The sequence below is a fragment of the Amycolatopsis sp. genome (genome assembly GCF_036008905.1).
Taxonomy (GTDB): Bacteria; Actinomycetota; Actinomycetes; order Mycobacteriales; family Pseudonocardiaceae; genus Amycolatopsis.
This window is the reverse complement of record NZ_DASYMU010000243.1, coordinates 21,661-34,131: the sequence shown is the minus strand read 5'-3', so window position 1 is coordinate 34,131 and position 12,471 is coordinate 21,661. Positions and strand designations below refer to the sequence as shown.

Here is a 12,471-nt window from a genome sequence, read left to right as displayed (position 1 = left end):
TAACGTCGCCGCCATGCCTGGTCTCAGTGGTGAACAGATCCGGAAACGGCTCGCCGACGCACGGTTGTACCTGTGCACGGACGCACGCACGGAACATGACGACCTCGCCGAGTTCGTCGACGCGGCGCTCGCGGGCGGGGCCGGGATCGTGCAGCTGCGCGACAAGACGCTCGAAGCGAAGCAGGAGATCGCGGCGCTGGAAGTGATCGCGGAGGTCTGCGCCAAGCACGGGGCGCTGCTTTCGGTGAACGACCGCGCGGACGTCGCACTGGCCGTCGACGCCGACGTGCTGCACCTGGGACAGGACGACATCCCGGTGTCGCTGGCCAGGCGGATCCTCGGCGACGACGTCGTGATCGGCCGGTCCACCCATTCGGTCGAGCAGGCGAAGGCCGCGGCGATCGAGGACGGCGCCGACTACTTCTGCACCGGCCCGTGCTGGCCGACACCGACGAAGCCCGGACGCTCGGCGCCAGGGCTGGACCTCGTACGCGCCACGGCCGCCCTTGGCACACGGCGGCCGTGGTTCGCGATCGGCGGGATCGACCTCGCGCGGCTGCCCGAGGTGCTCGCGGCCGGCGCCGAGCGGATCGTCGTCGTCCGGGCCATCACGGAGGCCGAAGACCCCACCGCCGCCGCGCGCGCCCTGCTGGCCCCGCTCGCCAACGCCTGCTCGTGAGTGGTTACAAGTGACCTTCGCCATCTGTCGACAGATGGCGGTCTCTTAGTTCCTAAGAGGTCACGAGATGTCGACATCTCGTGACAAACCGAGCTAGTTGGCGCCCGAAGGGGACGAGCCTGTCGTCGTCGGGGCGCTGCTCGTGGTAGCGGGCGGTGACGAGGGCGTCGTCGGCGTGGTGGGGGTGGTCGGCGTCGTCGTCGGGGTGGACGGCGGGACCGTGACGGTGGTCGTCGACGTCGTCGGAGTGGTCGTCGGCGTGTCTGTGGCGGTGTCGCTGGGTGAGGATCCGGAGGTCGACGGCGTCTTCTGCTCGTCGACCGGGGCCGCGCCCTTGTCACCGCCGACGATCTTGCCGATCGTGGTGCCCTCGCCGCCGCCGAACGTCTTGCCGGTCGCGCCTTCGAAACTGGTGATGGCCACGACCGCGATGACGAACGCGACCAGGCTGGTGCCGATGATCAGCGGCCAGCGTGGCTTCCATTTGCTCTTGGCCTCTTCGGCCTCGTCCTCGACGATCTCGGGCGCGATTTCTTCGCGTGTCCCGCTGCGCCTGGCCCCCAAGACAGCCAGCGCCTTCGCACGCTGCGCGGCCTCGCGGGTGCGCTGCAGGGACCGCAGGTACACCTCACCGCCGACGGTCGTCACGACGCTCGCGACGCCGGCGCCGAGCACCGTGCCCGCGACGCCGAGCGTCGACCCCAGTAGCGCGGCGGTGACGGCGGCCAGCGCCGCGGCGATCACCGACACGATCTTGATGCCTGACTTCTCCGACTTCTGCGCCGGAGCCTCTCTTGTCTCCTCGACCATGATTCCGATCTGCTCGCCTTCGAAAACTTCTCCCCATCCAACGTGTAAGGCGCTTCGGGCACTCCCTTCGTTGTCCCATCGTGAGCAGTACCACTCCGTCTGTCCATAAAGGACATCTTCGGATTCGCGATTCCTTGACATACTAAGAACATGAACCTGGTGACCATTGACGACATTCACGCCGCCGCGAAGCGGGTGGCGGGCGTGGCCGTCCGCACGCCGCTGCTCCCCCAAGGCTGGGCCACCCGCGGTGAACTGTGGCTCAAACCCGAGAACCTGCAACAGATCGGCGCGTTCAAGATCCGCGGCGCGTACAACGCGATAGCCGCATTGGACGAGGCGACCCGGGCACGCGGAGTGGTCGCCTATTCGAGCGGGAACCACGCGCAAGCCGTCGCTTACGCGGCCAAGCAGTTCGGCGTCCACGCCGTCATCTTCGTTCCCGACACCACCCCGCGGGTGAAGGTCGAGGCGACCGCGGCCCATGGCGCGGAGGTCGTCCAGGTGCCGACGGCCGAGCGTGAACCCGCGGCGCACGCGCTGGTGGAAGCCAAGAACATGACGCTGATCCCGCCCTACGACCACGCCGACGTCATCGCCGGGCAAGGCACCGCCGGTCTCGAGATCGCCGAAGACCTGCCGGACGTCGACGTCGTGCTCGTCCCGGTCAGCGGCGGCGGGCTCGCTTCGGGCGTCGGCACCGCGATCCGGGCGCTGTGCCCGGACGCGAAGGTCTACGGCGTCGAGCCGGAGCTGGCCGCCGACACCGCGGAAAGCCTCCGCGCGGGCGAGCGGGTCGAGTGGTCCATGGAGCGGCGCTCACGCACCATCGCCGACGGCCTGCGTGCCCAGCCGTCGGCGTTGACCTTCGCCCATCTTCAGGTGGTGCTCGACGGGGTCATCACCGTCGGCGAGGACGAGATCCGCGCGGCCGTGCGGACCCTGGCGACCAAAGCGCATCTGGTCGCCGAGCCGAGCGGTGCCGTCACCACGGCCGCGTACCTCTTCCACGGCGACGAACTGCCGTCAGGGAAGACCGTCGCCCTCGTTTCCGGTGGCAACCTCGACCCCGCAGTGCTCGTCGAACTGCTGCTCGTGGACCCGCTCAGCGAGTAGTGGCGTGGGTGGGGCGGACGTGCGTGGGCGGCGCGTCCACCCCACAGCTCAGGCACTCACCCGGCTGCGGGTCTTCTGGCTCGGCGTCCGGGGCGCCGAGGACGCCGTTGTGGATGCCCAGCGCGATCAGCCCGCCGAGGATGGCCAGCGCGGCACACACGATCAACGACGTCTGCCAGCCCGACGTCAGCGCGGCGGGGTCGGTGTAGGACTCACCGGTCAGCCCGGCGATGGCGGGCAGGACGGCAATGGCCAAAAGTCCACCCGATCGGGCAATGGCGTTGTTCACTCCGGAAGCCACTCCGGCGTACCTGTCCGGGGCGGCCGCGAGCACCGTCGCGGTGACCGGGGCGACCACCGTGGCCAGCCCGAGCCCGAACACGACGATCCCGGGGAAGACCGCACCCCAGTACGACTCGCCAGGTGTGACGCGGAGCAGCAGCAACATGCCGATGCCGACCACGATCGGCCCGGCCACCAGCTGCAGCCGGGGCCCTATCCGTTGCGCGAGCGCACCGGAACGCCCCGAAAGCAGGAGCATGATCACCGTCAGCGGCAGCCCGGCGAGCCCGGCGGCGGTCGGCGAGTAGTCCAGGGAGACCTGGAGCTGCATGACCATCAGCATCATCACGCCGCCGAGCCCGGCGTACATGGCGAAGGTCAGGCCGTTGGCGAGGGTGAACGTCCGGTCGCGGAAGAGTACCGGCGGCACGAGCGGGTCGTCGGAGCGCAGCTGCATGCGGACGAACCAGCCGAGGCACACCAGGCCGGCGATCGCGGCGATCAGCACGATCGGGTCGCCGATCCCCCGCACGGGCGCCTCCACCAGCGCGCCGGTGACACCCGCGAGACCGAGCGCGCCGATCCCGGCGGACAGGAAGTCGGGGTGGCCGCCGTCGGACTGCTCGTCGTGCGATTCCGGCACGTACTTGCGGGCCAGCACCACGCAGACGATGGCTATCGGCAGGTTGATCAGGAAGGCCAGCCGCCACGACCAGAGCTGCACGAGCAGCCCGCCGACGAGCGGCCCGGCCGCCGCCGCGATACCCCCGAGGCCCGACCAGGCGCCGATCGCGCGGGCGCGGTCCTGACGGACGAACGCGGACTGCAGGATGGCCAGCGAGCCGGGCGTGAGCAGCGCGCCGCCGATGCCCTGGAGGACCCGCGTCGCGACCAGCATCTCGGTGGACACCGCCGCCGCGCACAGCACGGACGCGACCCCGAACCAGATCACGCCGATCATGAACATCCGGCGCCGGCCGTAGCGGTCTCCGAGCGATCCCGCGACCAGGATCAACGCGGCGAGCGAAAGCAGGTAGCCGTCAAGGATCCACTGCAGCCCGGAGACCGACGCGTTGAGCTCCTCACCGATCCGAGGCAGGGCGACGTTGACGATGGTGCCGTCGAGCATCGCCATGCCCGAGCCGAGGATGGTGACCAGCAACACCCCTCGCGCGACCGGCGTCCCCCATTTGATTCCCGCCGGCGGCGCTTCGCTCATGGGGTCAGCGTAGTGATGAACTTGTAGCGGTCACCTCGGTAGATCGAGCGGACGAACTCGACCGGCTTGCCGTCGATCGCGAACGAGTGCCGCGAGAGCAGCAGCATCGGCATGCCGACGTCGGCGCCCAGCAGTTCGGCTTCCTGTGGACCCGCGAGAGCCGTCTCGATGGTCTCCTCGGCCCGTTCCATCTCGACGTTGTAGTGCTCACGCAGCACGGCGTACAACGATCCACCGGCGGAGACGTGCTTGCGCAGGCCACGGAACCGGGCGAGCGGCAGGTGGGTGGTCTCGAGGGCCATCGGCTCGGCGTCGGCCAGCCGGAGGCGCCGCAGCCGCAGCACCTTCGCGCCGACGCGGATGCCGAGCAGCTTCGCGAGGTCGGCCTCGGCCGGGATCTCTTCGATTTCCAGCAGCTTCGACGACGGTTCGCGGCCCTGGGCACGCATGTCCTCGGTGTAGGAGGACAGCTGCAGCCGCTGCGCGAGCTTGGGCTCGGCGGCGAAGGTGCCCTTGCCCTGGACGCGGTGGAGCCTGCCTTCGGCGGTCAGGTCCGCGAGGGCCTGGCGGACGGTGGTGCGGGAGACGGTGAACTCGCCGGCCAGTGCCCGCTCGGTCGGGATGGGCGCGCCCGGCGGCAGTGCGTCGAGCAGGTCGAGCAGGTGTTGTTTGAGCGCCCAGTACTTCGGTTCTCGCTGACCCCGTATTCCGGCCGCCGCACCCGCCTCACCGGCGGTGGATGTATCCAACATGTCCGACTCCTCAAGCTTTCCCACTAAATGCGCGACTTCCCCGGTTGGAAACGTACTCTTCCCCCTTGAGGGGCCGCTCGCGCTAGCATTGGTCTAGACCTTATCGAGGGGCGCCAGCCCCGATGGAGAGGATCAAGATGACCATTCCGGAACCGATACCCGGCGAACACATGGCCGCCGAGATTTCCGAGCAGCCCTCGGTACTGGCAAGCCTGGTCGAACGCCAGTCCGAATTCGCCGAGGTCGCGGAAGCAATCGCGAAGCGTCCCCCGCGTTTTGTCCTCCTCGCCGCCCGTGGTTCGAGCGACCACGCCGCGATCTACGCCAAGTACCTGATCGAGGTACTGCTGGGCCTCCCTGCGGGCCTGGTGTCACCGTCGACGGCCACGTTATACGGCGCACGCCCCGACCTGCGGGACGTCTTGTTCCTGACGGTCAGCCAGAGTGGCGGGTCGCCGGACCTCATCGAGATCACCGAGACCGCCCGCAGCCAGGGTGCGCTCACCGTCTCGGTCTGCAACACGCAGACGTCGCCGCTGGCCGCCGCTTCGGAGCTCGCTGTCGGCATCGGCGCAGGTGTCGAGCACGCGGTGGCCGCGACCAAGACCTACTCGGCCACGTTGTTGTCGCTCTACCTGCTGATCGACGCCGTCCGCGGCGGCAAGGGAGCCGACGCCCAAGGCCTCGGTGAGCTGGCCCAGAAGACCCTCGACGGGTCCGTCGAAGGCGTCCAGCGGGCGGTAGACCGTTATCGATTCGTTGACCGAATCCTGACGACCGGGCGTGGCTACTCCTACGCGACGGCGCTGGAATCGGCGTTGAAGCTCGCCGAGACGAGCTACCTGGCGGCCCGCGCGTACAGCGGCGCCGACCTGCTGCACGGCCCGGTGGCGGCCGTCAACGGCGAGACCGCGGTCCTCGCGGTGACCAGCCGCGGCAAGGGTGGCGAAGCGATGCACGAGGTGCTCGACGTCGTCAGCGGCCGCGGCGCGGACATCCTCGCGGTCGGATCGGCTTCCGCGGACGTCTCCGCGGCGCTCAAGATCAACGTCGCGCCGACCGCCGAAGAGCTGGCGCCGATCCTCGAGATCCTGCCGGTCCAGCGGATCGCGCTCGGCCTGTCCCTCGCCCGCGGTGGCGACCCGGACCGCCCGACCGGCCTGCTGAAAGTGACCAAGACACGGTGACGAACCCGATCGAAACGAGGTACGTCGTCGGCGTGGACGCCGGCGGTACCTCAACGCGGGCGCTCGCGGCGGATGCCGCGGGCGCGGTGCTCGGGACCGGCCGCGCCGGTGGCGCCAACCCCAACTCGCATCCGCCCGCGGAGGCCGCGGCGCAGATCGCGCTCGCCATCGCGGCGGCCACCGAGGGACTCGATCCCGGGCACGGAATCGCTTGCGTGGTCGGGATGGCCGGGGCGAGCAAGCTGACCGACCCGGCCGTCGCGGCGTTCTTCGAGCAGGCGTGGCGAAGCGTCGGGCTCGAAGGCCGGGTCCGGGTGGCGAGCGACGCCGAAGCGGCGTTCGCTTCGGCGACCCCGGCCGCCGACGGCACGGTGCTCATCGCGGGCACCGGTTCGATCGCCGGCAAGATCCGCAAACGGCGGATGGTGGCCAACGCCGGCGGGTACGGCTGGCTCCTCGGCGACGAGGGTTCGGCGTACTGGCTCGGCCGCGAAGCCATCCGCGCGACGCTCGACGCGCTCGGCGGCGGAGGCCCGCTCAACGGGCTCCCGGCCGCGGTACTCGGACAGGCGTTGGACATTCACCTACCGGAGGATCTTGCCGACGCAGAGCGACTCGACGTCTGGGGCAGGCTCATCACCCGCGCCAACGCCGAAGCCCCGGTTCAGCTCGCGAAGTTCGCGCCGCTCGTCAGCGCGGCTGACCACAACGGCGAGGCGGTCGCGCGCGAAATCATCGATCGCGCGGCGGAAGCGCTGGTAGGGATCGCGCTCGCCTGCCGGGAACCGGGCGAGAACAGCCCGGTGGTTCTGGTCGGCAGCGTGCTCGGCGAGAGCAGTCCGGTGGGTGCGCGAGTGCGTGCGGCGCTGTCGGAACTGGACGTCGTGGCGAGCTCGGACGGCGTGCTCGGGGCCGCTTGGCTCGCGGCCGTGGAGGCGTTCGGGGAGGACGCGGCGAGGCCGGCGTACTGAGATCCGTATTCAGAACTTTGGCACAGAAAAACCAAAACGTCGCACGAAACGGCTTCCGGCAGGTACGGTATGACGTGGCCCCCGGACCCTCCCCCCTCGCCGGGGGCCGCCTTATGCCCTTGTTTGGTCCTCATCGCGATCTTCGGACGTGGTGAGGCGAAGGCCCGGATGGTCGTCCGGTAACGCGCGATAAAGGACCCAGCCACTCACGGCGAGGGTGAGCGCGACCAGCGGCCACGAAAGCACCGTCCGGGCCACGCCGAGCGCGACGACCTGCCCGCTCCACCAGAGCGCCCCGTAGACCAGCACTCGCAGCGTGTACTGCCCGAAAACCCAGACCCAGCTGGCGCGCGAGTACGCGCGCAGCAGCACCGGGTCCTGGCGCCACCTGGTCTTCTGCCCGAGCACCAGCCCGACGATCACGCCCAGCAGCGGCCAGCGGACCACGATGCTCGCCGCCCACAGCAATGCGCTGGCCACATTGGACAGCAGCTGGATGAGGAAGAAGTCCTCCGCGCGGCCGGTGTGCAACGCGATCAGTGCCGCCGCGATCACCATCGCGAGGCTGACGACGACAGCGCGGGCCTTCTCGCCGCGAAAGAGCCGGAACGCGCCGAGCAGCGCGGTGACACCGATGGCGACCGCGGCTCCCCAGCCGATCGACTGCCCGGCGATCAGCCAGCCCACCACGAAGGCTGCGGGCGGCACGCTGGCGTCGATCGCCCCTCGCCGTCCGCCAAGGATGCTGGCCAGTGACTCACGGGCGGGCGCGGCTTCTCCGGTCACCCTCACAGCCTGCCTGAAGCCTGGCTCGCCCGGCCCACCGACCGAGACTTTCGCCACACCCGCCCCCCCGGGTTACCGCCCAGCAGAGCGGAATCTCGCACTCGACGTGGTGAGTGGCCGTAATGAAGGTGCACAGACGACCGACAAGGTAAGAGACTGTGACCGGCAGTTGAATCATTGGTGGCCGAAACCGGGATTGCGGGGGCGGGTTCGGCTGTTGTTTGGGGAGTACAAGTATTACCCGGGGCGCGGCCGGAAGGGGACACAGGTGTATGGATATGAGAGCTATGTGGCAATTGGGGACAGTTTCACCGAAGGCCTGAATGACGGGCTCCCCGATGGGAGCTTCCGCGGCTGGGCCGACAGGCTGGCGGAGATCCTGGCCGGGGGGCGCTCCGGATTTCACTACGCGAACCTGGCATTACGCGGGAAAATGCTGGCGGAAATTGTCGACGAACAGCTTCCGATTGTCCTGGAAACCCATCCTGACCTGGTGACCATGTGCGCCGGCGGTAACGACATCATCGTTCCCGGCGCCGATGTGGACGCGGTCGCCGAACAGTTCGAAGCCGCGGTGGCGAAGCTGCGGGCCGCCGGAATTCAGGTGGTCATCTTCAACGGACCGGACACCAAACAGCTTTCGGTAATGCACGTTCTGCGCGGCAAGGTCGGAATCTACAACGCACACCTTTGGGCCATAGCGGACAGGCACGGCGCCAAGATGGTCGACCTCTGGGCCATGGAAGCGCTGCACGACCGCCGCGCCTGGAGCGGCGACCGGCTCCACTTCACACCGGAGGCTCATCGCCGCATCGCGCTGCGGGCCGCCTCGGTGCTGCAGGTGCCGATCGACGGCGACTGGCGCGAGCCGTGGCCGGAGACCGACGAGCACAGCACCTGGATCACCTCGCGCCGCTCGGACCTCGAGTGGACCAAGATGCACCTGCTGCCGTGGATCCGCCGCCACCTCAAGGGCGAGTCCATGGGCGACGGCCTCTCCCCGAAGCGCCCCGAGCTAGCCCCTTTTGTGCCCAACCCGCCTTCGGTCACCACTGACTTCGTACCCGCGCCGCCGGTCGCTCCGACGGCTCAGGGGACCTTGAGTACGCAGGATTCGTACTAAAGGTCCCTTTAGTCTGCCTACCCCGTGCTGACCTGGTGTTTCGGAGGCGCACGCCGTGTCACCTGCGGCAACGCGTGTCAAGCTGTCGCATCGTGTAGGTCTGGATTGGTGCCTTGTGGGCCGCTGTAGCTGGTCTATGCCCAACTCGTGCCCAACTTGCGCACCGTCGAGTGGCGGTTCTGCGGTCCCTCGAATGTCGATACCGCCGATCACCTCGCGACCCGCTCAGCAGCTGATCGACAACGCTCATGCTGGCGGGTAGCACCGCCGAGCGGGTTATAGGACTCCGTAGTGCGCGGCCAGGTCCGCGAAGTGGCGGCCTTGCCTGCGGGTGGCGTTGTCGATCAGTCCTCGCATGACCGAAGCGCCAAGGGGTTGCCGCTGTACCCAATCAGGTGCGAGGTCGCGCGCTTCGGATAGGAACCGAACGGCCAGCTGGTCGCGCCTTAGCTGCGCGGCTGCGTAGGCCAGGTGGAGGCGGTGCCCTGCCTCCCAGAAGGCCGGAACTGCGCCCAGGGAGTCGGCGATGCGCCCAGCCAGTAGAAGTGCGGTTTCAGGGTCGCCAAGCCGTACGGCGTGGTCGACGGCCTGGAAGGCGGCAACGCGCGGCACGAAGATCGCCGCCTCGCTGGCGATGTCCTGCCCGGCGCGTAAGGCCGCCGCTTGGGCTATGGCCAGGAGGTCGTTCGCGCGGTCGCCGCTTCCGGAGCGCAGCGCGGCGTTGGCGGCGTTGAACAGCAGGTTGCCGAACACCCCGGCGCGGGCCACGTCGCGGTCGAACATTCGGGGTTCGATCTGCTCGGCCGCCTTGATCGCCACGCGCTCGGCGTCGTCGGTGCGTCCCTGCTTGATCAGTGTCCATACGACGTAGCGCAGCGAGATCGCGGTGTCGATCTCGGGGTTGTCGGACTGGCGAGCGGCGGTCAAGGCTCTTTCGGCCGCTGTCCAGGCGAGGTCATCCATGCCGAGCCGTCCAGCGATGCCCGCGCCAAGCCGGTAGGCGGTGGACAGCATCCGCTGTGCGGCGGCGTTCTCGTCGCCGCTGGAGGCGTGCACGAGTCGGCGGGCGTCGGTCAGGAGCACCGGCAGTGCGTGCAGAAGCTCGCTGTGTCGACCGTCCACGTACGCCCGCCATGTCTTGTGGCCAGCGGTTGCGAGGCTCCTCGGGTCAATGAGGTCGCCGGTGTCGTTGAGATTGTCCAGTCCCGGCACTTCAGAGTTCGCGGTGATGGAGTGCCTAAGCAGCGCTACGTCCGCGTCCCGGACGATGTGAGGTTCAGGTAGCAGCCCCAGCAGAGCGTCGGGACTCACCGCGAGGACGCGGGCGAGTTTGGCCACGGTAGCGGGGCGGGTGGTGCGGCGCTCGCCCCGCTCGATGCGGCCCACTGTGTCGACGCCTACCGACGCGGCGGCGGCCAGTTCCTCCTGCGACAGGTTGCGCGCCTTGCGGAACCGCGCCAGGTTCTCGGCGATCGGGGTAGGCATAGTGGCACCTCCGGGGCGTTGGTTAGCACTGGTCCACGGTCGTCGGGTGCCCCGCGTCGCACAAGATGAGGGTGCTGACCTGCGCGGCGCGCAGGGCTGCACAGAGGCGGTCATACAGTGTGAGTTTGACCAGGCCTCGCGCCTCATCCAGCGAGTACAGACCGACCGATCGAATCTCGGGGTCTGCGGAGTCGATGCCATGCACCTCTTCTTCGGTGATCAGGCCACCGTCGAACACGAACGCCAGGCCCTCCGGCATGACGCCTTGCGCGGGGATATGGTCGATCACCAGCAGGTTGCCCAGCGGGCGCGTGATGCCCAACTCCTCACGGAGTTCGCGGGTCGCCGTTGCCCATGGAGCTTCTTCGGCTTCGACCGCGCCGCCAGGGATCTCCCACTCCGACTTGTAGGTGGTTTCGACCAACAAGACCCGCGACCGTTCGTCGCGGAACAACACTCCAGCGGCTGTGCGCTTTCGGTTGAGGGAAGCGGCGTATTCGCCGAAGGGCAACAGGTCCACAGCTTTGGAGGCTACAGGGGCCGGACGTGGCGCTCGTTCTCTGCTTCGGAGGCAGGGAACGCGTCGGGGGTGCCACGAACGCATGCTTTGCCGCTGTGTTTTCGCAGCTCAAAACAGCCGAAGCTATGGAGGTCACACCAACGCACGGGATGATTCGGTGGAGGTTCACGTGGGACCGGCAATCAAGCTCGGCGACGCGCAGACCAGCGTTTTGCGGGGCGTCAGGCGGACCTCATGACGGCGAGCGAGACAGGAATGTGCAGGTTGGTGCCCGGAAGTTTTTCAAGCAGCGGTCCGGGGCTGCCGCTGGATCGGCGTGTGGAGCCCGAGCGTGAAGTCCGGCCCGAGCAGGTCGAGACGGACCCAGCGATCTGGCCGAGTCGCGTTGTTGGACCGGCCGAATGATCGACGAAGGCCGGGACTCCCCGGGAGCTGTGGAGCACAAGCCGACGCAGATCCGGCCCTACGCCACGCTGAGTCCTGACTGGGTGATCCGGGCTCGGGAGATCATCGCAAGCGCGGGCGGGCGGAGCGAAGGTGGCCCGACAAACGCAACGGCAAGGCGGGTCACCTGATGACGCCCCGAATCGCGATCCGCTGGTACGCCGAGGATCACCAGGCACACGCCTACCCTGCCGACGAACTCAGCGGGGATTGGGCCTTCGCTGAACCGCTGTGCGCGCCCTGGGAACACGCGATCCCCCACCCACGCAGAGCAGTCAGCTCGCACGACCTTCCGTCTCTCGGAAGCAGGTGCGAACAGTGCCCACGCTGCGCGGCCTGGACCCGCACCCACGAACACACCGTGATCGTCCATGGCGAGCCGGTCACGGTCGCGGGGCACCTCCACCACCACCTGGCGGTGACCCGATGAGGCACGAAGATGTCGAGCTGCTCGGCCGCATTCACAAGGTCAACAGCGCGGCCGGACGGATGGTGCTTCAGGTGTTGTCGGGTGCCGCCGATGACGACGCGCTCAGCGCGGACTACGACTCGATCGGTCGCCTGTTCCGGGGTCTCGGGGAAGCGTTCATCGCCCGGTCCATCGAGCTCTCGCCACTAGTCGACGAGCCGAAGCACGTCGGGCCTGGCGGGCTCGTCGAGGACATCGGCAAGGGCGAGCAGGAAGCCGGGGAATCCAGCGATGCGCCGTGAGTTCGATGAACGGCCAGAGTGGCGCGACCCTATCCGGCGCCTCAATGCCGCGATCAACGCCGAGGTGGACAGCCTCATGGATCAGCTCGCGTCGACCCCGGACGAACGCGCGGCCACCGGACTCATCGAGATCGGCGAACACCTGCGTGAAGCCGCCACCGACATGGTCGACATAGGACGCGCCCATCAACACCACGCCCGGATGGTGTACCACACCTGACTCCCTGGTCCCACGCTCCCCTGAAAGCGAGCAAGTGCACAACGAGAGAAACTGGGGCAACAATGCTGGATAGACGGATTATTGACGCCCACACCACACCTCTTCCCGCGTTGACGTCCACAGTTGACGCCGACGCGGATCTGTTTCCAGTTTCACCGATTAACGA

Annotated in this window: 13 protein-coding genes; 7 read left to right on the top strand and 6 right to left on the bottom strand. The window is 68.4% G+C overall.

Going from position 1 to position 12,471, the window contains the following annotated elements; translation table 11 throughout:
- The first annotated feature begins 13 nt into the window (after positions 1–13).
- Complete coding sequence (thiE, locus tag VGP60_RS39010; protein WP_327553250.1) at positions 14–679, top strand: thiamine phosphate synthase; 666 nt, start codon at positions 14–16, stop codon at positions 677–679.
- A gap of 93 nt (positions 680–772) precedes the next feature.
- Here the strand turns inward: thiE and VGP60_RS39005 are convergent, their stop codons facing one another.
- Positions 773–1,489, bottom strand: a complete 717-nt coding sequence (locus tag VGP60_RS39005; protein WP_327553249.1) for a hypothetical protein — start codon at positions 1,487–1,489, stop codon at positions 773–775.
- Between the two features lie 150 nt (positions 1,490–1,639).
- On the opposite strand from VGP60_RS39005, the gene VGP60_RS39000 reads away from it, so the two are divergent.
- Positions 1,640–2,605, top strand: a complete 966-nt coding sequence (locus VGP60_RS39000; protein WP_327553248.1) for a threonine/serine dehydratase — start codon at positions 1,640–1,642, stop codon at positions 2,603–2,605.
- Here VGP60_RS39000 and VGP60_RS38995 read toward each other — a convergent pair.
- Positions 2,595–4,106 carry an MFS transporter gene (locus VGP60_RS38995; protein ID WP_327553247.1) on the bottom strand — a complete coding sequence of 504 codons (1,512 nt, stop codon included), beginning with the start codon at positions 4,104–4,106 and terminating at the stop codon, positions 2,595–2,597. The genes VGP60_RS39000 and VGP60_RS38995 overlap by 11 nt on opposite strands.
- Entirely contained in the window at positions 4,103–4,858 is a 756-nt protein-coding gene (locus tag VGP60_RS38990; protein WP_327553246.1) for a GntR family transcriptional regulator, read from the bottom strand. The genes VGP60_RS38995 and VGP60_RS38990 overlap by 4 nt, the downstream gene beginning before the upstream one ends.
- Before the next feature lie 122 nt (positions 4,859–4,980).
- Between VGP60_RS38990 and VGP60_RS38985 the strand changes: the two genes are divergently transcribed.
- Both VGP60_RS38985 and VGP60_RS38980 read left to right on the top strand, forming a co-directional pair.
- Positions 4,981–6,045 (top strand): SIS domain-containing protein, encoded by a 1,065-nt coding sequence (locus VGP60_RS38985; protein ID WP_327553245.1) that lies wholly within the window; start codon positions 4,981–4,983, stop codon positions 6,043–6,045.
- Positions 6,042–7,016 (top strand): N-acetylglucosamine kinase, encoded by a 975-nt coding sequence (locus tag VGP60_RS38980; protein WP_327553244.1) that lies wholly within the window; start codon positions 6,042–6,044, stop codon positions 7,014–7,016. Before VGP60_RS38985 ends, VGP60_RS38980 begins: the two co-directional genes overlap by 4 nt.
- Before the next feature lie 111 nt (positions 7,017–7,127).
- Here VGP60_RS38980 and VGP60_RS38975 read toward each other — a convergent pair whose 3' ends face one another.
- Entirely contained in the window at positions 7,128–7,802 is a 675-nt protein-coding gene (locus tag VGP60_RS38975) for a DUF3159 domain-containing protein (RefSeq protein WP_327553243.1), read from the bottom strand.
- A 268-nt stretch (positions 7,803–8,070) separates the two neighbouring features.
- Here VGP60_RS38975 and VGP60_RS38970 point away from each other — a divergent pair, with 268 nt between their 5' ends.
- Positions 8,071–8,925: an SGNH/GDSL hydrolase family protein gene (locus VGP60_RS38970; RefSeq protein ID WP_327553271.1), complete on the top strand. Its 855-nt coding sequence runs from the start codon at positions 8,071–8,073 to the stop codon at positions 8,923–8,925.
- Between the two features lie 276 nt (positions 8,926–9,201).
- Here the strand turns inward: VGP60_RS38970 and VGP60_RS38965 are convergent, their stop codons facing one another.
- On the bottom strand, positions 9,202–10,410 hold the full coding sequence (locus VGP60_RS38965) for a helix-turn-helix transcriptional regulator (RefSeq protein WP_327553242.1): 1,209 nt from the start codon (positions 10,408–10,410) through the stop codon (positions 9,202–9,204).
- A gap of 22 nt (positions 10,411–10,432) precedes the next feature.
- On the bottom strand, positions 10,433–10,930 hold the full coding sequence (locus tag VGP60_RS38960) for an NUDIX hydrolase (RefSeq protein ID WP_327553241.1): 498 nt from the start codon (positions 10,928–10,930) through the stop codon (positions 10,433–10,435).
- Positions 10,931–11,800: 870 nt separating this feature from the next.
- Between VGP60_RS38960 and VGP60_RS38955 the strand changes: the two genes are divergently transcribed.
- Positions 11,801–12,085 carry a hypothetical protein gene (locus VGP60_RS38955; protein WP_327553240.1) on the top strand — a complete coding sequence of 95 codons (285 nt, stop codon included), beginning with the start codon at positions 11,801–11,803 and terminating at the stop codon, positions 12,083–12,085.
- Positions 12,075–12,305: a hypothetical protein gene (locus tag VGP60_RS38950; RefSeq protein ID WP_327553239.1), complete on the top strand. Its 231-nt coding sequence runs from the start codon at positions 12,075–12,077 to the stop codon at positions 12,303–12,305. The genes VGP60_RS38955 and VGP60_RS38950 overlap by 11 nt, the downstream gene beginning before the upstream one ends.
- Positions 12,306–12,471 lie beyond the last annotated feature (166 nt).

Excerpts from the sequence above, each read along its gene's own strand:
- thiE (WP_327553250.1), top strand. The coding sequence starts at position 14 with ATGCCTGGTCTCAGTGGTGAACAGATCCGGAAACGGCTCGCCGACGCA.
- VGP60_RS39005 (WP_327553249.1), bottom strand. The coding sequence starts at position 1,489 with ATGGTCGAGGAGACAAGAGAGGCTCCGGCGCAGAAGTCGGAGAAGTCA.
- VGP60_RS39000 (WP_327553248.1), top strand. The coding sequence starts at position 1,640 with ATGAACCTGGTGACCATTGACGACATTCACGCCGCCGCGAAGCGGGTG.
- VGP60_RS38995 (WP_327553247.1), bottom strand. The coding sequence starts at position 4,106 with ATGAGCGAAGCGCCGCCGGCGGGAATCAAATGGGGGACGCCGGTCGCG.
- VGP60_RS38990 (WP_327553246.1), bottom strand. The coding sequence starts at position 4,858 with ATGTTGGATACATCCACCGCCGGTGAGGCGGGTGCGGCGGCCGGAATA.
- VGP60_RS38985 (WP_327553245.1), top strand. The coding sequence starts at position 4,981 with ATGGAGAGGATCAAGATGACCATTCCGGAACCGATACCCGGCGAACAC.
- VGP60_RS38965 (WP_327553242.1), bottom strand. The coding sequence starts at position 10,410 with ATGCCTACCCCGATCGCCGAGAACCTGGCGCGGTTCCGCAAGGCGCGC.
- VGP60_RS38955 (WP_327553240.1), top strand. The coding sequence starts at position 11,801 with ATGAGGCACGAAGATGTCGAGCTGCTCGGCCGCATTCACAAGGTCAAC.
- VGP60_RS38950 (WP_327553239.1), top strand. The coding sequence starts at position 12,075 with ATGCGCCGTGAGTTCGATGAACGGCCAGAGTGGCGCGACCCTATCCGG.